General features: G+C 59.0%; 18 protein-coding genes. 13 read left to right on the top strand and 5 right to left on the bottom strand.

The genetic code is table 11. The annotated features are described in order from the left end of the window. Positions 1-35 precede the first annotated feature (35 nt). Positions 36-1,346 carry an MFS transporter gene (locus tag JOY50_RS05585; protein ID WP_132840333.1) on the top strand — a complete coding sequence of 437 codons (1,311 nt, stop codon included), beginning with the start codon at positions 36-38 and terminating at the stop codon, positions 1,344-1,346. Here JOY50_RS05585 and JOY50_RS05580 read toward each other — a convergent pair. The 3 genes from JOY50_RS05580 to JOY50_RS05570 form a co-directional block, all read right to left on the bottom strand. Next, positions 1,338-2,693 (bottom strand): aminotransferase class I/II-fold pyridoxal phosphate-dependent enzyme, encoded by a 1,356-nt coding sequence (locus tag JOY50_RS05580; RefSeq protein ID WP_132840331.1) that lies wholly within the window; start codon positions 2,691-2,693, stop codon positions 1,338-1,340. The genes JOY50_RS05585 and JOY50_RS05580 overlap by 9 nt on opposite strands. Further along, complete coding sequence (locus JOY50_RS05575) at positions 2,693-4,078, bottom strand: hypothetical protein (RefSeq protein ID WP_138736647.1); 1,386 nt, start codon at positions 4,076-4,078, stop codon at positions 2,693-2,695. Before JOY50_RS05575 ends, JOY50_RS05580 begins: the two co-directional genes overlap by 1 nt. Before the next feature lie 517 nt (positions 4,079-4,595). Further along, positions 4,596-5,615: a zinc-dependent alcohol dehydrogenase family protein gene (locus tag JOY50_RS05570; protein WP_019471151.1), complete on the bottom strand. Its 1,020-nt coding sequence runs from the start codon at positions 5,613-5,615 to the stop codon at positions 4,596-4,598. A 206-nt stretch (positions 5,616-5,821) separates the two neighbouring features. Here JOY50_RS05570 and JOY50_RS05565 point away from each other — a divergent pair, with 206 nt between their 5' ends. After that, positions 5,822-6,736, top strand: a complete 915-nt coding sequence (locus tag JOY50_RS05565; RefSeq protein ID WP_132840326.1) for a LysR family transcriptional regulator — start codon at positions 5,822-5,824, stop codon at positions 6,734-6,736. Positions 6,737-7,097: 361 nt separating this feature from the next. Here JOY50_RS05565 and JOY50_RS05560 read toward each other — a convergent pair whose 3' ends face one another. Further along, the gene (locus JOY50_RS05560) at positions 7,098-7,850 is read right to left on the bottom strand and encodes an SDR family NAD(P)-dependent oxidoreductase (RefSeq protein ID WP_138736645.1); all 753 of its coding nucleotides are present in this window, start codon (positions 7,848-7,850) and stop codon (positions 7,098-7,100) included. Positions 7,851-7,959: 109 nt separating this feature from the next. Between JOY50_RS05560 and JOY50_RS05555 the strand changes: the two genes are divergently transcribed. Beyond that, positions 7,960-8,874, top strand: coding sequence for a LysR family transcriptional regulator (locus tag JOY50_RS05555; RefSeq protein WP_138736644.1), 915 nt, complete (start codon positions 7,960-7,962; stop codon positions 8,872-8,874). 99 nt (positions 8,875-8,973) lie between these two features. Here JOY50_RS05555 and JOY50_RS05550 read toward each other — a convergent pair whose 3' ends face one another. Continuing rightward, on the bottom strand, positions 8,974-9,894 hold the full coding sequence (locus JOY50_RS05550) for a LysR family transcriptional regulator (RefSeq protein WP_063426136.1): 921 nt from the start codon (positions 9,892-9,894) through the stop codon (positions 8,974-8,976). Positions 9,895-10,072: 178 nt separating this feature from the next. Between JOY50_RS05550 and JOY50_RS05545 the strand changes: the two genes are divergently transcribed. From JOY50_RS05545 to JOY50_RS05500, 10 genes are all read left to right on the top strand, one after another. Next, complete coding sequence (locus JOY50_RS05545) at positions 10,073-10,234, top strand: hypothetical protein (RefSeq protein ID WP_192902495.1); 162 nt, start codon at positions 10,073-10,075, stop codon at positions 10,232-10,234. Beyond that, complete coding sequence (locus tag JOY50_RS05540) at positions 10,228-11,202, top strand: threonine/serine dehydratase (RefSeq protein ID WP_138736643.1); 975 nt, start codon at positions 10,228-10,230, stop codon at positions 11,200-11,202. Before JOY50_RS05545 ends, JOY50_RS05540 begins: the two co-directional genes overlap by 7 nt. Positions 11,203-11,264: 62 nt before the next feature. Then, positions 11,265-11,729, top strand: coding sequence for a RidA family protein (locus JOY50_RS05535; protein ID WP_138736642.1), 465 nt, complete (start codon positions 11,265-11,267; stop codon positions 11,727-11,729). A 340-nt stretch (positions 11,730-12,069) separates the two neighbouring features. Then, entirely contained in the window at positions 12,070-12,975 is a 906-nt protein-coding gene (locus JOY50_RS05530; protein ID WP_138736641.1) for a transporter substrate-binding domain-containing protein, read from the top strand. 82 nt (positions 12,976-13,057) lie between these two features. Next, entirely contained in the window at positions 13,058-13,804 is a 747-nt protein-coding gene (locus JOY50_RS05525; RefSeq protein ID WP_138736640.1) for an amino acid ABC transporter permease, read from the top strand. Further along, positions 13,804-14,469: an amino acid ABC transporter permease gene (locus tag JOY50_RS05520; protein ID WP_138736639.1), complete on the top strand. Its 666-nt coding sequence runs from the start codon at positions 13,804-13,806 to the stop codon at positions 14,467-14,469. Before JOY50_RS05525 ends, JOY50_RS05520 begins: the two co-directional genes overlap by 1 nt. Further along, positions 14,466-15,200, top strand: coding sequence for an amino acid ABC transporter ATP-binding protein (locus tag JOY50_RS05515; RefSeq protein WP_063426126.1), 735 nt, complete (start codon positions 14,466-14,468; stop codon positions 15,198-15,200). Before JOY50_RS05520 ends, JOY50_RS05515 begins: the two co-directional genes overlap by 4 nt. Before the next feature lie 257 nt (positions 15,201-15,457). Beyond that, complete coding sequence (locus JOY50_RS05510) at positions 15,458-16,315, top strand: LysR family transcriptional regulator (protein WP_063426124.1); 858 nt, start codon at positions 15,458-15,460, stop codon at positions 16,313-16,315. 92 nt (positions 16,316-16,407) lie between these two features. Continuing rightward, a complete protein-coding gene (locus JOY50_RS05505) occupies positions 16,408-17,616 on the top strand; it encodes an MFS transporter (protein WP_138736638.1) in 1,209 nt (402 codons plus the stop codon). Positions 17,617-17,844: 228 nt separating this feature from the next. Next, positions 17,845-19,230: an amidohydrolase family protein gene (locus JOY50_RS05500; RefSeq protein WP_138736637.1), complete on the top strand. Its 1,386-nt coding sequence runs from the start codon at positions 17,845-17,847 to the stop codon at positions 19,228-19,230. The last annotated feature ends 26 nt before the right edge of the window (positions 19,231-19,256 follow it).

The raw sequence follows: 19,256 nt of genomic DNA, 5'->3' as shown, positions 1-19,256 counted from the left end.
GCACACCACCAGCACTTTTCTCGGGGAAAAAAACAATGACAACCCTCACCCGTGCAGCGGCTTCGGCCCCTGCCGTCACCACCGAGCAGCGCCTGAACGGCCTGCTGTTACGCAAATTGATGCCACTGCTCATCGTCGTCTACGTGATGAGCTTTCTTGACCGCACCAACATCGCCCTGGCAAAAGCCAGCATGGGTATCGACCTGGGCCTGTCAGCAGCGGCCTATGGCCTGGGGGCCGGCCTGTTCTTCCTTACCTATGCGCTGGCCGAAGTGCCCAGCAACCTGATCATGCACCGGGTGGGCGCGCGTTTCTGGATTACCCGCATCATGATCACCTGGGGCCTGCTCTCAGCGGGCATGGCCTTCGTCCAGGGAGAAACATCGTTCTATATCATGCGCCTGTTGCTGGGGGTGGCTGAAGCTGGCCTGTTCCCCGGGGTGATGCTGTACCTGACCTACTGGTTCGACCGAGAACAGCGCGCCCGGGCCACAGGTTATTTCCTGCTGGGCGTGTGCCTGGCCAACATCCTCAGCGGCCCGCTGGGTGGTGCCCTGCTGGAAATGGACGGCGTACTGGGCTGGCATGGCTGGCAGTGGCTGTTCGTCCTCGAAGGCTTGCCCGCCGTAGCCCTGGCCTTTGTGGTGTGGAAAAAGCTGCCCGATGGCCCAGCCTCAGCGCCCTGGCTGTCGGCCGCCGATGCCCAGGACATCGAACGCCGCCTGGCTGCCGAACGAGCTGCCGCGCCACAGCAGAGCAAACTGGGGCAGATGTTCCGCGACCGGCAAATCTGGCTGGCGATCTCGGTGTACTTCGTGCACCAGATCACCATCTACACCGTGATTTTCTTCTTGCCGGGCATCATTGGCAGCTACGCTGCACTATCACCCTTCCAGATAGGCCTGCTGACTGCCGTGCCGTGGGTTGCCGCTGCCATCGGTGCTGCCACCTTCCCACGCCTGGCCACCTCGCCACGCCGTTGCCGCACGCTGTTGTTCTGCGGCCTGCTAACCATGGCGACAGGGTTGCTGCTGGCATCGCTGGCCAACTCGTTCATCGGCCTGATCGGGTTTTCACTGACCGCCCTGATGCTGTTCGTGGTGCAGTCGATCCTGTTTGTCTTCCCGTCCAGCCGACTGAGTGGCAGCGCGTTGGCAGCGGGGCTGGCGTTCGTCACCACCTGCGGCCTGTTTGGCGGTTTCGTCGGGCCCTCGGTGATGGGCTTGATCGAGCAGACCACTGGCAGTACCCGTAACGGTTTGTGGATCATTGCCGCATTGCTGGTGCTGGCAGCATTGCTCAGTACCCGCTTGCGCCAAGGGCAAGAGCAGACGCAGTCAGCGTGAAACGCCGGCGGGCCGCCCGCAGCGCGGCTCAAGCGCCTGCGCCAGGCGCTCCACCGCCTGTTGCAGGCCACCCGGCTGGTCGCCCAGCCACACCAGTGCCAGGTACTGCCGGTACCGCCCCTGCAGGCTGAAATGCCCGCCCGGCAGTGCATGCAAGGCGGAACCTGCCAACGCCGCAACGATGCAGTCCCACTCCAGCGGTTGGCGAAAACGCACCCACAGCATTCGCCCGCCCTGGGGCATCTGCAACGTCACTCGCTGACCAAACTGCAACTCCAGCGCGCGCACCAGAGATTGTGTGCGCCTTTGCAGGTCGGTACGCAGCTGTACAAGCTGCATCTCGATCTGCCTTTTACCCATCATCAGGGCAAGCGCTTGCAGGCGCAGCGGCGCAAGCCGAAATGCCCGTTCGGCAAACGCCTGGGCCAGTGCGGCGTCATGGCCCAGCACATAAGCGTAAGGTGCTTCGGCCCCTACTGCGGCCTCGAATGCTCCCAACACCAACAGCGAGCGGGGGTCGACCCAGTCGCGCAGGCGCGTGTGTGGCGGCCCGCTGTAACAGTGTTCACTGTCCAGGTCGTTTTCCAGCAACCATACAGCATGCTGGCCCAAGAGCTGACCAAGCTGCTGCTGGTAGTGCGGCGACACCAGCCGACCTTGTGGCATGCGCAGGCAAGACGGCATCACCAGCATGCACACCCGCTCGTCGCCCAGCAACCGGGCCAAGGCGCGCAGGTCCGGGTTGCCGCGGCTATCGGCAGGCACTTCCAGCACCCGCATGCCAGCACGCGCCAAAGCGCGCAACACCTGCCAGCAACAGGGCGACGGCACCAGTACCGTCCCGCCCTGCAAGGCAAGCCCCGCGAGCACCGTCTCCAGCACCGCCTGCACATCAGGGGCTAGTTGAACGTCCTCGGCACGCCAGTACTGGCTGGAGGACCGGGTATAACACTCAGCCACGGCATTGCGCAGACGGGTGTCGCCCAGCGTTTCCCATTGTGCAACATTGCTGGCGCGCTGACGGGCCAAGCGCCGCTCGTGGCCTAGTAGCGCACGCTCCAGCAATGGCTGCACCGGTAAGGGTGGCTGCAGGTACATGGGCGCTGCCTCTGCCTTTGCAGCGACCTGAGCGTAGTAGCCGGACCTTGGCTGACACTGGACGCGGCCTTCTTCCTCTAGCAGGTTGTAGGCACTCTGCACGGTTGCCAATGACACCCGCAGCCGTCGGGACAGTGCGCGCAACGACGGCAACTTGCATGGGCCACCACCTGAGGCCTGCTCTATCAAAGCCTCCAGGTAGCGGTACACCTTGCGATAGGCGAACTCGCCGGGAACCGCTTGCCCCATCAAGGCAACGCCGCTGGGCCACGGCGGCGCCCCGACGAAGGCCGTGGCAGCAACCTGAGGTGCACGTCACGGCGGGCCAGGTTGCTCTGCAAGCGCCAGGCAGTCAGCGGCATGCGCCCTTCATAGATCGCCCGCAATTGCACCAGCGGCAGGCCACTGGTATTCACCAGCCAGTCCCGCACCGCATCGGGGCAGGGTTTACCTTGCAAGGCCCGGTGCAGGTACGGCAGCGCTACCAGCATGTCTGCATGCCGGCACTGCAGAAAACGCTCGAGTCTCTTCCCCTGCCTGGCGAACGGGCTGAACAGCAGGCACACCAGTTGAGTCTGGTTGATACCGTAGGCCTTGCCCAGCGCCAGGGTATGTCCATCGCGAGGCTTGCTGTCGCCCGACGGCTCTGCCAGCCGAAGCGCCGGGCGAGCGGCCTGCAGCTCAAGGCTGCGTGCCCGCAGTTCGTGCAAGTGTGCCGGGGCGTGCGGGTCGACGAACGCCGCCAATGGCCAGGCATCCTCGGCCGTTTCGAACCCACCCCCCAGCATGGCGTCATGTTGCTGCCCTTCAAGCAGATGCGGCAGCAGGTCATCTATGGCAATCGCCCGCAACGGGGCATCCTCCGTGACGGCGGCCTGTGCGGGCTTCGCCATGCTGCCCGGCGAGGCTTCGACACCACCGTGCAACCGGCTCAGCCCGTGGGCCAGCGCAGCCAGGCCCTGATGCAGTACATGCGGGCCGCGCTCCCCTGCCAGGCGCAGGCTACGCCGGGCCCAAGCCAGGTAGCGACGCCGCTGTCCCCCGGGAATGGCAGTGATCAAGACGTCGGCCGGTGTCGGCCCCTGCAGTGCAGACCCCACGGCATCCGCCAGCTCCAGATGCAGGCGGCTACCCAGCAGCGCTTCGGGCCTGGCATCGACCATGTGCCCGAACATCAGCATGGCGTTCCTCGCCATTAGCCAGCGGTCGGGCGCTGCCGAAGACTGACGGCTGAATGGCACCACTTCGCGCCCCTCGATCATCTGCAGCTGAACCCGCGGGTCATCCTGCATGAACAGGGCACTGAAACTGCGCTCGTGGCCTTCCAGCGTGTCGCTGGCAGCCACGGGCAGGCTGACTACGAGTACCCGCAACTGAAAGGTTACCGGCGCACGCAGGGCGATGCTCAGTTGTGCCGCACGCAGCATGGCCAGCAGCCGGGCACTGCGACAATCGCCGCCTTGCAGCACCAGCACGCGAAACGTACCGATATACTCCGGCCCACCTGCAGCGACCAGCAACCGTTGTATCAGCAATTGCAGGGACGCTCGCTGCGGCTGTGACATTTGGCTCAACAAGCGCTCGAGCACTTGCTGGTAGATATAGTGCATTGCCTGATCGTGAATAGCCGTCACGAAATCACCTCATCAACTTCTATGCAGCCACCGCGTGCTGAGTCCGGTATTCAAGATTCAACACACCCTGTGCTTACCAGGAAGAAATTTCCTACACTCAAATTGAAGTAATGACGTAACGCATCACTGTCGCCAGACCATCGAAAAAAAATCGCAACCGCGACGGCCCGTCGCTACCACACACAGCTCATCCTCAGGCGTTGCCATGCTCATTCCACGCTCCTTGCGCAAACTATCATGGGGCCATTATCGGGGGATGCAGAGCGAATAGAAGATACAGATCTGGGTAAAAAAACCATTCAGCAAGACTGCAGAGACACACTGAACGCCTGGCCGACATCGTTCAAGGCTGAATAGTTGGCGGAATATTTCCATGCAACGACGGAGCATCGCCTTATATGTAGTCCACGACTGACTTTACTGTAGGAACATTCTTAGAGTTAGCAATTAAAACATTCTGCTCAACACACAAAAAACCCGGGACTCTGCCCGGGTTCATCGTTATCGCAAACAGCTATCAGTGCGCCATGTCCAGTACCACTCGCCCACCGCAAGGGCATTGGTCCATGTAACGATGTGCCTCCACCACCTGTTCGAACGGGTACACCTTGATGATTTGCGGCGTTAGCAGCTGGTCAGCGGTGAACTGGTTGATATCGCGCAAGGCACGTTGCAGCGCCACCTGGTCCTGGCTGATGCCAAGTTCCGGCTTGCCGGTGAAGTTACCGATGCAATGCACGTAGAACTGGATGTTCTTCTGAAAGGCTGCACAGGCCGGAAACGGCGTCTGGTTGCCACCTTGCAGGCCATACAGGACCAGGCTGCCACGCGGCGCCAGCACATCGCCCAGCAGTGACATCTGCGGCCCGCCCATACCATCGAGGACCATGTCCACGCCGCGGCCATCGGTGTACTTGCCCACCTGCAGCAGCAGGTCCTGCTCTTCGGTGACAATCACCTTGTCGGCACCCAGGCCCAGCAGATACTCACGCTGCTCCGGCTCTTTGGTAGCAGCAAACACCTTCAGCCCCAGGGCTTTGCCCAACTGCACGAAGGCAGGCCCGGCGCAATGGCTGGCATCGGTCACCAGCGCGGTCTGCCCGGCCTTGGCCCGGGCCAGGTCAACGTAGGCAAAATAGGCGATCAGCAACGGCGTATAGTGCACGCTCGCCTCGATCGGGGTGAGCACATCCGGGTAGCGGGTAATGGCCGTACGCGGCAGCACGATGACATCACCATATACCGGGTGATCGTTGGCACTGGTAGCCGGGAAGCTGGCGACACGGTCGCCCACCGCAATGTCGTCGACCCCTTCACCGACCGCAGTCACCACTCCGGCCATTTCGTGGCCGATGCCCGCCGGCAGGCGTGCCTGGGACGGCGCCAGGTTCTGGCGCCAAAGCACGTCATACCAGCTGACACCAACCGCCTGGACGCGGATCTGTACCTCGTCGGCAGCGGGTGACGGTTCGGCCTGCTCCTCGCAACGGAGCACATCGGCAGCGCCGAACTTGTGGAAACGGATCATGCGGGACATCGCATACCTCGCCTTTGTGAACCTCTAATTACCACTGACTTTATCCGGGCTTTGGTGGTTAGACCATCAGTGGTCATTAATAGTCGACATGCTTGTCATCGATTGGGCACCTGACTTTCCCTGCAATTGGTCCCCCTAAACCCGTGCAGGGTAACAGCCTTTGGCCGTAAGATTCACCCCTGCCCCACTTTAGGCGAAGCGCACCGATGAATCGAAACGACCTGCGTCGCGTAGACCTCAACCTGCTGATCGTGTTCGAAACGCTGATGCATGAGCGCAGCGTAACCCGCGCCGCGGAAAAACTGTTCCTCGGCCAGCCGGCCATCAGCGCGGCCTTGTCACGCCTGCGCAACCTGTTCGACGACCCGCTGTTCGTTCGCACCGGCCGCAGCATGGAACCCTCGGCGCGGGCTCACGAGATATTCGCCCTACTGTCCCCGGCGCTGGATTCGATTTCCACCGCGGTCAGCCGCGCTGCCGAGTTCGACCCCGCCACCAGCAACGCGGTGTTCCGCATCGGCCTGTCGGACGATGCCGAGTTTGCCCTGTTGCCACAGCTGCTTAAACGCATCCGCGCCGAAGCGCCGGGCATCGTGCTGGTGGTGCGGCGGGTCAATTACCTGCTGATGCCGACGTTGCTGGCCTCGGGCGAGATTTCGGTGGGGGTCAGCTACACCAGCGAACTGCCCGCCAACGCCAAGCGCAAGGTGCTGCGCCGTAGCATGCCGAAGCTGCTGCGTGCCGACAGCGTGCCCGGCAGCATCACCCTGGACGACTTCTGCGCACGGCCCCATGCGCTGGTGTCGTTTGCCGGTGACCTGTCCGGGTTCATCGACGAAGCCCTGGAAGAGATTGGCCGCAAGCGCCACGTGGTGCTAGCGGTGCCGCAGTTCAACGGGCTGGGGAGCTTGCTGGCGGGGACAGACATCGTGGCTACCGTGCCGGACTATACGGCCGATGTGCTGACTGCGGCAGGCGGGTTGCGAGCCGAGGACCTGCCGATACCTGTGCGCAGCTTCGAACTGCACATGGCCTGGCGCGGGGCGCAGGACAACGACCCGGCGGAGCGGTGGTTGCGGTCGCGGATACAGATGTTCTTCGGTGACCCTGACAGTCTTTAGGCGCTTCGCGCATGCTTGTTAGCTGATCATTTCTGCCTTTTCCTAGCCTCGAAGAGCATTTACTTCCAGCTAATTGCTAAATTTGGGGCATATTTTAGGGTGTGCTTTGGATGGCTTGAAAAGGATGCCCCCAAACGAAGATGCTCAGCGCTTTCGGGATCCGGATAGCATGTGACCGCATCTCTGCACTCACCGTGAAAGCCCATGCACGATGGGCATCAGCCCAAACCTAAGATCCATAACCATGGCCTTTGCCCAAGATCAGCTATCTACAGGGCCAAGACCGTTGGTTTTAAAATCGGCATGGATGTACTCCTAAGTGGGGATGCGGACGACCAATGGAGCCGCCCGCTTTTGGCCATCAAACCTGAGCTTGGCCGCCGTCAACGAACAATTCGATACCATTGACGAAGCTGGCGTCATCCGATGCCAGGAACAGCGCGGCACTGGCGATTTCTTCCGCCTCACCGACACGGCCCATTGGAATCAGCGAAGCCAGGTAGTCGAGTAAACCTTGTTGCTGTACAGCATCTGGCCCCGCGAGGTCGACCAGGCCTGGGGTACGTGTTGCACCTGGGCTGATGGTGTTGACCCGAACCTGACGGTCTTTCAAATCCAAGATCCAGTTGCGAACGAAAGCGCGTACGGCTGCTTTGGAAGCGGCGTAAACACTGAACGCCGCAGTGCCGGAGCTACCCGCAGTGGAGCCGGTAAGGATCACCGAGGCTTTAGGGGCCAGCATAGGCAGGGCTTTTTGTACGGTGAACAGCACGCCTTTGACGTTGCGGTCGAAGGTGTCATCGAAGTGCTGCTCGGTGATTTCGCCCAAGGGCAGCATCGAACCACCCCCGGCGTTAGCGAAGAGCACATCAATGTGGCCATGCGCGGCGCCAATCTGACTGTAGAGCGCGTCCAGTTGGTCGAGCTTGGTGGAGTCGACTTGCACGCCGGTGGCGTTCCCGACAGCGGCCACTGCTGCGTCGAGTTCGATCTGGCGGCGACCGGTAATGTAGACGTGGGCGCCTTCTTCAGCGAAGCGTTTGGCGGTGGCGAGGCCGATGCCAGTAGTGCCGCCGGTGATCAATGCGATTTTGCCTTCGAGCTTGCCAGCCATGGTGTTTCTCCCGTTACGTTAGGTAAGTTGCTGCGGTGTGGGAGAAGCTTATCGACGGCACCTGTTTTTCAAAATAGAATTGTCTGAAATCCATCGTTGCAGAAATGAAATGAGTAAACTTCCCGATTTTGAAGGGTTGGCCATGTTTGCCAAGGTGGCTGAAGAGGGGTCCTTCGCTGCGGCATCTCGGGTTATGGGGGTTTCTGTGCCCACGGTGTCTCGAGCGGTTGCGCGCCTTGAGGAGCGCCTGGGTGGACGCTTGTTCAACCGCACCTCACGCCAGTTGGCACTTACAGAGTTTGGCGCGAGCATGGCCGCCAGGGCCGGCGACATTTACCGGCAGGCAGAGGAGGTTGAAAGTGAGGCTCAGGAGCTGTCGGTGCAGCCTCGAGGCCAGGTAAGACTCGCGGTACCGATGTCGTTCGGTTTGCGCTGGGTATCACCACTGATTCCTCAGCTGATGCGCATGTACCCAGAACTGTCGATAGACCTGCACCTATCCGATGCGTCCGTAGACCTGATCGCCGAGGGCTTTGATGCGGCACTGCGCATTGCCGTGCTGCCTGACTCGTCTTTGGTCGCGCGTCGACTCTGTGCCGTAACCCAATACCTTGTGGCTTCACCTGCCTATCTAAGCGCACACGGATACCCGAGCCATCCACGTGAATTAGCCGCACGACCCTGCTTGAGCTATGCGTACCGCGCGCGCAGCCAGGTGTGGCGATTCACCCACGTGGACGGTACCGAAGAAGATGTGGTGCCGACCGGCCAACTTCGTGTCACCAACTCAGATGCCTTATTGCCGGCTTTGCTCGAGGGGCTGGCCATTGCCGAGCTTCCGGAGTTTATCGCCAGCGAATACCTGGCCGACGGCCGACTGATCGCATTGTTGCCGGAGTGGAGCATGATGCGTGGTGGTCTCTATTTCGTGACGCCCTCGGCGCGCACGCGCCCTGTGAAGATCAAGGCACTCTCAGACTTCTTCTTCGAGCACCTGTCCGAGCCATCATGGCGCTGGTCTTGATTTATCTCGATGTCCAGATGTTCTTCGGTGATCCCGCCAGCTTGTGACGGACTTCCAGAGGGTACACAGGTTTCCAGTCATTGGATCTCCCCCTTCCTGCTAGCCACCCATGGACTCTACCGGGACCGGGTAGTGAACCCGCACCAGCTCGATCAGGGCCTCAACCAAGGGATGATGCCGGGCGGAGTTCCACGCCAAAGCACTGGTGACCAAGCGGAACTCCTGCATCAGGGGTCGGATGACGACATTGCTGGGAGCTAGCCGCTGCAGCTCGTACGGCACCAGTGCGATACCCTGCCCGCAGCTGACAAAGGAAATTTGAGAACCGATCGACCTGACCTCATGCATGATCTTCGGTCTGAAACCGCACTGTTGACAGCAATTGACGATGTAGTCGAAGAAAACCGGACTACCGCCGCGTGCAAACATGATTTGCACATCATCGGCCAAGGTCCGCAGATCTACAGCCTCTTGATTGGCCAACGGATGGTTTTTCGACAATGCGACGGCCAGCCGATCCTGCACCAACGGGATCGAGCGAATCGGGTCATGATAGCCGCCCTCGATGCGGGCGAATGCGACGTCGATATCCCCCGTCTCCAGTGATGGCACAGCCTCACCACTGTCGATCTCGCGGATGAACACCGATGCCTGCGGGAAACGCATCTTCAGTTGCTCGATGAGCCCAGGAAGCACTTCCACCAAGGCGGCATTGATGGCGCCAATCGTGAGCACGGCAGTCTGGCCGGCAACCGCCTCGTGCACAGCAAGCTCCAGCCGCTCAAGTTGCTCGGCGAACTTGCGCACCGCCGGCATGATCGCCAAGCCGGCCGGCGTGAGAACTGCACCTTTGCTTGTGCGCTCGAACAGCTTCACCCGCAATGAGGCTTCGAGCACCTTGATCTGCTCGGTCAACGGCGGTTGCGACATACCCAGCCGCTTGGCGGCGCGCCCAAAATTCTGCTCTTCGGCGACAGCCAAGAACAACCAGAGATGGCGTATCAGGCGGAAGTTGATCATGAAATTCCTGGTTCAGACTCGCTCGGGGCACCCTACCTGAAGGCGCGATGACAAAGGCGGTGATGCATGCAAATGGCCTGCGCCGATACGACCAGCGTATCGAGGAATTAGCATATTCGAAATATACCTGCGCATCAGAGCCCGAAATACTAGGGCATCGCAACCGCAGGTGTCCGCCATGAACCAACAAGAACGACTGATCAGTCGCGCCGCCCTTGACTCGAACACCACCTCCGATAGCACTGTGCAGTTCGGGCCTGAAGTCGGGCACTCGCCAACCGTACACCTGAACAGTGCGGTCATCGACAAAGTTTTTTTCGTTGAGGTCTCGCTGTGCTGACTTTTGATCTCGCACTGATTGCCAAAGCCCAAAGTGTTCTTCAGGGTCAGGTTGTCCGCACCCCCCTGCTCAGTTCGCCCATGCTCAATGAGCTGGTGGGGGCAAATGTATATGTGAAAGCTGAATGCCTGCAGAAAACCGGGGCATTCAAGTTCCGTGGTGCGATGTTCAAGCTATCGCAGATGACAGCACATGAACGAGACAAGGGTGTCATCACCTACTCGGCAGGCAACCATGGGCAAGCGGTCGCTGCGGCGGCGCGTCATTGGGGATGCCCTTGCGTCGTTGTCATGCCAGAGCATGCACCGCGCATCAAGCAGGAAAACTGCCGGTGGTGGGGCACGGAGGTCGTGCTTTACAACAAAGACCGGGAAGATCGTGAGGATGTCGCACGACGGTTAATCAACAGTCGTGGCATGACGTTCGTATCGCCATTCGATGATCCGCACATCATGGCAGGCCAGGGCACCATCGGGCTGGAGGTGATTGATCAGCTGGCCGAGGCATGTGCGATACCCGACTCGGTGTGGCTGGGCTGCAGCGGAGGTGGAATGGCCGCAGGTACGCTGACGGCGCTGCGCTCGAAGTTCGGTGATTTCGAGAGCGTTCTGGTTGAAGCCGATGGTTACACCAAATGGGCTACCGCCCTGCAGCAAGGCAAGCCTGTGAAACTGGAGGAGCTCCCTAACACACTCATCGACGGTATTGCGGGGCCGGCAGTAGGGTTTCTACCCTTTGAAGCGTTGCGGCCCATCCGCCCCCGCGCAGAGGTGGCGTATCTGGCCGATGCGTTCTCTGGCATGCGCGCCGCGTTCCAATTACTGAAACTGGTTGTGGAACCGGGTGGTGCAGCGGCGCTGGGTGCCCTAATCAGGGAGCGAGAGCGCTATCGAGGCAAAACGATCGTTGTGGTGTGCTCCGGCGGTAATGTCGACCCTGATGTATTTCAACAAGCCTGGGCACCATAGTCGGGCTCGGTATCCGCGCCCTGAACTTCATTCACACATGACTGAAAACAGTGGAGACACACATGAGCAAGGTACTGGAAAAGCTGGCAGCCATGGGTCTTGAGCTGCCGGCGTTCAATACGCGGGGTGGCAACTATGTGCTGTACACGCGTTTTGGCAATCTGATCTACACAGCCGGTCAGGTGAGCCTGAAGGATGATGTCCTGCAGTACAAAGGCACGGTCGGCGTCGACCTCGATCTCGAGACGGCACAAGCTGCCTCTCGGGTGTGTGCGCTCAACCTTTTGTCAATTGCCAACCATGCGAGTGAGGGCAAACTTGATCGACTGCGCGTGCTAAAGGTCAACGGCTTTGTTAAATGCCTGCCCAGCTTCGAGCAGCAGGCGAAAGTCGTTGACGGCGCGTCGGACTTGTTCGTGGAACTCTTCGGTGCTGAGCGTGGAGCGCATGCGCGGGCTGCTGTGGGTGTTGCAGCCCTTCCTAGAGGCGCTCCGGTTGAGATCGAGGCCGTCTTCGCAATCGAATGAAAGGTGTAGGTCGGCAGCACGGGTACTCGATGGCGTACCCAGCTGCAGGCAACGCATGCGGCGCTACAAAGCCATACGAAAGCGATATCAAGGAGTTCCTTGAAAAGGAATGTCACTACCCTGAAACCTGCGCAATAGTATCCAAAGCAAGATGCTCTAACGAATGAGTTGCAAGGACCATGCGGTCGGACACGCTACCCTGCACCGCTACAAAAACAAAAAACAAGTAAGTTTCTTGTAGAAACTTTAGTTCTAGAAAACTGCCGTTAAACCACAACAAATAGAAAATCATGCAGTGGCCGCACAGCGCCCCGGCGCCGGCCAGATTTCTGGAGAAATTATGAAAACTCGCGTCGTTACCGCTACCCTCGCTTTGTCGCTCACTCTCATTACCCAAAGCGGGATGGCGACAGAACTCACAGGCACCCTCAAGAAAATTCAGGAAAGCGGGACCATTACGTTAGCGTTCCGCGATGCGGCAATCCCCTTCTCCTACCTCGCCGACGCTTCAGGCGTCCCTGTCGGCTATTCTCAGGATATCCAGCTAAAAATCGTAGACGCCCTCAAGCACCAACTCGACTTGCCAGACCTTCGCATCAAATACAACCTGGTAACCTCGCAGACACGCATTCCATTGATTCAGAATGGCACGGTGGATCTTGAGTGTGGGTCCACTACTAACAACATTGAGCGCCAACAACAAGTGAGCTTCTCGGTCGGTATTTTTGAAATAGGCACTCGCCTGCTTACTACCCGTGACTCAGCCTATAAAGAATTATCTGACCTGCAAGGCCGTAATGTCGTCACCACCGCCGGGACCACCGCGGAGCGGTTGCTGCGGTCCACCAACGCTGACCAGCAGCTTGGGATGAACATCATCTCGGCGAAAGATCATGGGGAATCATTTCAGATGCTGGAAACCGGCCGCGCTGTTGCCTGGCTCCAGGACGATGCTCTGCTCGCAGGTGAGCGGGCAAAATCACGCACACCGGAAAAATGGGTAATCGCAGGCAAAGCCCAGTCGCATGAAATATACGGCTGCATGTTGCGTAAGCATGATGCCCCCTTCAAGCAAGCGGTGGACAACGCCGTGAAAGCGCTCTATGCGTCTGGCGAAATTGAAACGATCTATCGTAAATGGTTTCAACAACCCATACCGCCCAAAGGTCTGAGCCTCGACTACCCGCTGCCCGAAGAAGTCAAAGCGCTTTATACCAACCCCACTGACCAGCCGGCGCCACTGTAAGGCAAGCATCCCGTCTACCGGGCCCTGTTACCCATTACGAATTGTGCACCACGCCTTCAGCAACTCCGGAGCGGTTAATCAAATGAACTACAATTGGGACTGGACTATTTTTTTCAAGCCCACGGGTATTGGCACGCAAATCTACCTGGACTGGTATATATCCGGGCTGGCGTGGACGCTCGCTATTGCGCTACTTGCCTGGATGATCGCTCTCGTGCTTGGTTCCATCCTCGGTATTATGCGATCGATACCAGGGCGTTGGCTGTCGGGTATAGCAACCTGCTACGTTGAGGTATTTCGCAATGTGCCTTTACTTGTGCAGCTGTTCATCTGGTATTTCTTGATACCTGATCTTTTACCCCCTTCGTGGCAGGTAGGGTTCAAGCAGGACCTGGATCCAACAACATCGTCGCTCATCAGTGTGGTCATGTGTTTGGGATTGTTCACCGCTGCGCGGGTCTGCGAGCAGGTACGTACCGGTATCGAAGCGCTTCCGGCCGGGCAGGCCGCAGCCGGCAAGGCCATGGGCTTCAGCGTAGGGTGCGTTTACCGTTATGTACTACTGCCGCAAGCGTACCGGATCATCATTCCGCCGCTGACCACTGAATTTCTCGCTGTGTTCAAAAATTCTGCGGTCGCCTCGCTGATTGGGTTGCTGGAGCTTCTTGCGCAGACCAAACAGACGGCTGAGTTTTCAGCCCATCTCTTTGAAGCCTTCAGCTTGGCAACCCTGATCTACTTCACCTTGAACATGGGGCTTATGGGCATCATGAAACACTTCGAGCGCAAGTCCCACGTACCGGGCCTTATTACAATGAGCGCAAAATAATGGACTTCACCGAAGTTATCCCCGCTCTTCCCGCCCTCGCGAGCGGCATGTGGCTGACGCTTAAGTTGTTAGCGATCGGTGTTCTCGGCGGCACCGTTCTAGGTACATTGTTGGCATTGATGCGCCTTTCGACCAACCGCTGGATATCCAGCGCCGCCGGCCTGTATGTCAATTACGTTCGGTCGGTGCCGCTGCTGCTGGTCATTACCTGGTTCTACCTCGCAGTGCCCTTCATTCTTCAATGGCTCGTGGGGCGCCCCATGCCGGTGGGCGCGTTTGCCTCATGCGTCGTCGCCTTCATATTGTTTGAGGCCGCTTATTTCTGCGAGATCGTGCGGGCAGGCGTGCAAGCGGTAGCGAAGGGTCAAATGGCGGCTTCCTTGGCACTTGGCATGAGCAGCGCTCAGGCCATGCGCATGATCATATTGCCCCAGGCGTTCAGAAAGATGACGCCGCTGTTGCTTCAGCAAAGCATCATTTTCTTTCAAGACACCTCACTGGTATACACCGTTGGGCTCGTGGATTTCCTGAATGCTGCCCGCGGCAATGGCGATATTATCGGCCGTGTCAACGAGTTCCTCATCGTCGCCGGCCTCACTTACTTCATCATCAGCTTCGGCGCTTCGAGACTGGTAAAACGCTTGGCACAACGGTGGGCAGTATGATTGAGATCAAAAACGTCAATAAGTGGTATGGCAACTTTCAAGTGCTCACAGACTGCACCACCCAGGTGAAGCAAGGTGAAGTGGTCGTGGTGTGCGGGCCTTCGGGGTCCGGCAAGTCCACCTTGATCAAATGCGTCAACGCACTGGAACCCTTCCAAAAAGGCGACATCACTGTTCAGGGCACTAGCGTCGGAAGCGCGAAGACTGACTTGCCCAAATTGCGCTCCAAAGTCGGCATGGTGTTCCAGCACTTCGAGCTGTTTCCCCATCTTTCAATCATCGAAAACCTGACACTTGCACAAATCAAAGTGCTCGGCCGCCGCAAAGAGGAATCTGTCGAAAAGGCCAGGGCACTGCTCAGTCGTGTTGGCTTGTTGGCGCATGCACAAAAGCACCCAGGCCAACTCTCGGGCGGGCAGCAACAACGCGTTGCCATCGCTCGTGCTTTGGCAATGGATCCTGTCGTGATGCTATTTGACGAGCCCACCTCAGCCTTGGACCCCGAGATGGTCAATGAGGTACTGGATGTCATGGTCGAACTCGCGCAAGATGGCATGACCATGATGTGCGTCACTCATGAGATGGGGTTTGCGCGGAAGGTCGCCGACCGAGTTATCTTCATGGACAAAGGCTGGATTATCGAGGACTGCAAGAAAGACGAATTCTTCGGCTACCCCGAACAACGCTCCGAGCGAGCACGCCAATTTCTTTCGAAGATCCTTCAGCACTGATCAGCGCATAAAGATACCGGTTGGTCGCACCAGTGGGTAATCTCCGGGGCATCCGTTGGCCTCCTGACTAAGCCTGCTGACTCCCTTTTGCGCCAGGATGATCAATGCGTACGGAGGTCGTCGCGTACTGGCCGTGCACAGCGTGATATTGGCTGTCGCGCTTTTGCAACGGATCAAACAATCGACTCGTCTGGACTACAAGGTGGCTTGATACGCTAGGATGGTGTCGAACAGACACACTAACCTGATGGGCCGACATGTTTGACTGGGATAGCCTGAGATATTTCAACGCGTTCGTTCGCGAGGGGTCACTTGCCGCAGCTGCTCGGTCGCTAGGCGTCGAGCACGCCACTATTGCCCGCAGAATCTCGGCACTTGAAGCCGCATTGAACCTGAAGCTGGTTGATCGCAGAGGCCGCCTTTACGAACTTACCCAAGATGGCTTGCGGGTTGGCGAGTACGCGGCGCTCATGGAGTCGGCGTCGTTCGCCTTGGAGCGCTTCGTCGAGGGTGAGGAAAGCCGCGTCGAGGGTGAACTCACGCTTTCTGCTCCTCCGGCGTTTCTAGGCACGCTGGTCGCTCGCAGGCTCGGGGAGCTACGCGCACGCCACCCCCTTCTGCAACTCAGGTTAGTGGGCGCGAAATCCACAGCCTCGCTGGCTAGAAAGGAAACCGATATCGCGATCACCTTCACCCGCCCACAAGAGCAAAGCGTGATCGCCAAGAAACTAGGCACGCTGCGCTTTTTCCCCTACGCCACCGAGGACTATCTGGCGAAAAATGTTGCGGCTGATCATGAATTCATCGGCTATGACCGCAGCATGGGTCAATCTATCCAGCAGCGCTGGTTGCTGGATCACCTCAAAGGCAGGCGCGTCTCGGTGACCAGCAATGACCTTCGAATCCAGGCACTCGCTGCTGCAGGGGGAGCCGGCGTGGTTTATTTGCCAGACTTCCTCGCGGCTGAGCATGCACTGGTTAAAGCGGATACTGAATGCCCTCCTCTCGAGCTGCCGATCTGGCTCGCTTTCCATGAGGACTTGCGCAGCTCCATCAAAATTCGGGTGGTGGTCGAATTCCTCATGCAGGGATTGGAAACCACTCAGATCATGTGAATTTTTTCACATATCACTTGCATCATCTGGGAATAGGCTCACAGGTCACCTCTGATTAAGCTGGCAAAATCACTTGTCAGAGAGAACCCGTCATGAGCAACACTCCACCCATTCAGGGGACACTCGCGGTGTTTCGAACAGCCTGGGTTGTCACTGCAATCTTCATTCTGTCCAATGCCGCCACGCCCCTCTACAGCATTTGGCAAAGAAGCCTGGGATTCAATTCAGGCACGCTGACGGTAATTTTTGCGTGTTACATCGCAGGCTTGCTGCTCACGTTGACGCTAGCCGGCCAACTGTCTGACCATTTTGGGCGCAAAGCGCTGTTGGTCCCGTGCATCGGTCTGGCAATCATCGCAGCCTTCCTGTTCGACCAAGCGGCAAGCATTGGGACGCTGATGCTTGCCCGTTTCTTCACCGGGATATCAGTCGGACTGGTGGTATCAGGCGGTATGGCCAACGTCATCGAACACGCCGAGCCGCACCGTAAGCATTTCGCTTCGCTGATGGCTTCGATAGCAATGGTGTTTGGCGCCGGTACCGGGCCGCTGCTGGCGGGCGTTGTGGCGCAATACCTCACAATGCCCATTCATATCGTATTCCGGTTCGAGATAGCGCTGCTCTGCCTGGCCTTGCTCGCACTGATGCTGCAGAAGAACCGCAAGCTGGGCACGGGTTCGTTCAAGCCGCGCCTGCCTAGAGTACCGAAAGAAAGCGTCGGTATCGTCCTGTTAGGCATCGCGTTCTTCGGCCCTGGTATCACATCAACGTCGTTCATCCTGGCGCTTGGCCCCAAGTTGATCGCCACGTTCCTGGGCGTGAACAGCCCGCTGATAACCGGCTGCATGGCCTTCTCGATGTTCGTTGTAGCCGTAGGTGTGCAATTGGCCGCGAAGCGACTTGGCCACCGCACAGTTTTCTGGCTTAGCGGGGTTGCCACTATCGCTTCGATGATCAGCGTATGGATTGCGCTGGAAGCGGGCTCGGTAATCTGCTTGATCATCTCGGCACTGCTGGCTGGTGCGGGCCAGGGCCTGGGACAACTGGGAGGTTTGACGCTCATCGGTGACAACGTTCAGAACGAACGTAGGGCTGAGGCCAATGCGCTATTCAATATGGGCGGTTACCTACCTGCCGGCGCTATTCCGGTTCTGATCGGTTATCTGATCGACTCGGTGGGCCTCCATGCGGGGATCGTTTCCCTGGCCACCATTATTGGGGGATTGGGATGTCTTGCGCTTACACAGTTGCACCGCCAGCATGTCGCTCAACAGAAAACCAAGAAGATTGCGATGGGCTAACGCTTGGATAAGTTACCTCACGCGGGCAAGCAGCGGCCTGCCCGCTACACGAGCGTTAAGCGGATTGCAGCGCATCCCATAGGATGACATAGCGGCGGAGTACTCCAAGCCCCAATGCAGAGCAACGATGCGGCTTAACACAACCGAACTCTTGGTCTACCTTCCCTGTCGCAGGTATGAACGTTCGCTCCGACCTCGGTAGCCAGCAGATTCCAGGAGGACAGCTTCATGGCCATTGATCGCCGCACATTGCTACAACTCGGCTCGTTAGCCGGCGCCAGTCTGATGCTTCCAGCTCAGGCCAGCGTCCTCCCACAAGAGCGCGCTGGTCGTCTGCTGATTCGCAATGCCACTGTGATAACCATGGATCCCGCGCTTGACGACATGACAAGTGCCGACGTGCTAATCGAGCACGGCATTATCCGCCAGCTCGGCACGGGCCTGGACGCCTCTCAGGCCCAGGTAATCGACGCAACGGACATGATCGTGATACCGGGGCTCATCGATACCCACTGGCATTTGTGGAACAGCCTGCTGCGCAACAGCGCGCCCGTTCCCGGCGGGCCTGCCTTCTTTGTCAGCCAGCAAGCCACCAGCAAGCGTTTTACTCCTGCCCTCGCCGAACTCAGCGTCCGCCTCGGGTTGGCTGAGGCCGTTCACGCGGGCATCACCACGGTCAATAGTTGGGCGCACAACATCCGCGACCCCGACTTCGCACAGGCCGAGCTGCGCGCGCTGTCTTCCAGCGGATTGCGGGCGCGGCTGTGGTACGGCTATGCGCAAGACTTGCCGGCCACCGGTGCAATGGACTTCAAGGATATCGAGCGTGTGCAGTCCCAACTGAAGACCCCCGCTCACCGGCGCATCGATCTTGGGTTGGCTATCCGTGGTCCCGAACGCACCGAAGCGCCGATCTGGGAAGCAGAATTTGCATTTGCCAAAGCCCTTGGTCTGCCTGTATCCACCCATATTGCCGTCAGCCGCCAGATGCAGGAGAAAAAGGCTATCCAACAACTGGCTGGCCGTGGCCTGTTGAGCTCGTCCGTGCAGCTGGTGCATGCCACTCACGCCGATGAACAAGACCTGGCCAGCATCGCGCAGGCGGGCGCCACGGTGTGCATCACACCCTTGACGGAAATGCGTGTGGGCTATGGGCTGCCACCCGTGGCAGCGCTGCATCGCGCGAAACTATCGGTCACGCTCGGCATCGACACGTTGGTGCTAGGGGGCAATGCCAACCCGTTCATGCTCATGCAGACCTGCCTCAACCTGGCTATCGGCACTTCTGGTGATGAGCAACTGATGACCGCCAAGGATGTGCTGTATTGGGCCACACAGGGGGCTGCGCTCGCCATGGGCATCGGCCAGGAAACAGGTTCGATCACTGTGGGCAAGCGCGCCGACCTGGCGCTGATCGACACCCGCAGGCTGGGTATCTTCCCAGTCAACGATCCCGTGGCGTGCATCGTTCAGTCGGCGACTCCAGCAGACGTCGACACCGTGATAGCCGACGGCCGTATCGTCAAACGTGGGGGCCAACTCATCGGGCTCGATACAGCCACGCTCCGCAGCCAGGCCCTGGCTGCGGCACGGCACTTGTTGCAGCAAGGCTGACCCGCTTGCAAGCAGGGCAAGGCTTG

Source organism: Pseudomonas sp. BP01 (assembly GCF_022760795.1).
Classification (GTDB): Bacteria; Pseudomonadota; Gammaproteobacteria; order Pseudomonadales; family Pseudomonadaceae; genus Aquipseudomonas; species Aquipseudomonas putida_Q.
This window is presented reverse-complemented; position numbering and strand designations above follow the sequence as displayed.

Excerpts from the sequence above, each read along its gene's own strand:
- JOY50_RS05585 (WP_132840333.1), top strand. The coding sequence starts at position 36 with ATGACAACCCTCACCCGTGCAGCGGCTTCGGCCCCTGCCGTCACCACC.
- JOY50_RS05580 (WP_132840331.1), bottom strand. The coding sequence starts at position 2,693 with ATGGGGCAAGCGGTTCCCGGCGAGTTCGCCTATCGCAAGGTGTACCGC.
- JOY50_RS05570 (WP_019471151.1), bottom strand. The coding sequence starts at position 5,615 with ATGTCCCGCATGATCCGTTTCCACAAGTTCGGCGCTGCCGATGTGCTC.
- JOY50_RS05565 (WP_132840326.1), top strand. The coding sequence starts at position 5,822 with ATGAATCGAAACGACCTGCGTCGCGTAGACCTCAACCTGCTGATCGTG.
- JOY50_RS05560 (WP_138736645.1), bottom strand. The coding sequence starts at position 7,850 with ATGGCTGGCAAGCTCGAAGGCAAAATCGCATTGATCACCGGCGGCACT.
- JOY50_RS05555 (WP_138736644.1), top strand. The coding sequence starts at position 7,960 with ATGAGTAAACTTCCCGATTTTGAAGGGTTGGCCATGTTTGCCAAGGTG.
- JOY50_RS05550 (WP_063426136.1), bottom strand. The coding sequence starts at position 9,894 with ATGATCAACTTCCGCCTGATACGCCATCTCTGGTTGTTCTTGGCTGTC.
- JOY50_RS05545 (WP_192902495.1), top strand. The coding sequence starts at position 10,073 with ATGAACCAACAAGAACGACTGATCAGTCGCGCCGCCCTTGACTCGAAC.
- JOY50_RS05535 (WP_138736642.1), top strand. The coding sequence starts at position 11,265 with ATGAGCAAGGTACTGGAAAAGCTGGCAGCCATGGGTCTTGAGCTGCCG.
- JOY50_RS05530 (WP_138736641.1), top strand. The coding sequence starts at position 12,070 with ATGAAAACTCGCGTCGTTACCGCTACCCTCGCTTTGTCGCTCACTCTC.
- JOY50_RS05525 (WP_138736640.1), top strand. The coding sequence starts at position 13,058 with ATGAACTACAATTGGGACTGGACTATTTTTTTCAAGCCCACGGGTATT.
- JOY50_RS05520 (WP_138736639.1), top strand. The coding sequence starts at position 13,804 with ATGGACTTCACCGAAGTTATCCCCGCTCTTCCCGCCCTCGCGAGCGGC.
- JOY50_RS05515 (WP_063426126.1), top strand. The coding sequence starts at position 14,466 with ATGATTGAGATCAAAAACGTCAATAAGTGGTATGGCAACTTTCAAGTG.
- JOY50_RS05510 (WP_063426124.1), top strand. The coding sequence starts at position 15,458 with ATGTTTGACTGGGATAGCCTGAGATATTTCAACGCGTTCGTTCGCGAG.
- JOY50_RS05505 (WP_138736638.1), top strand. The coding sequence starts at position 16,408 with ATGAGCAACACTCCACCCATTCAGGGGACACTCGCGGTGTTTCGAACA.
- JOY50_RS05500 (WP_138736637.1), top strand. The coding sequence starts at position 17,845 with ATGGCCATTGATCGCCGCACATTGCTACAACTCGGCTCGTTAGCCGGC.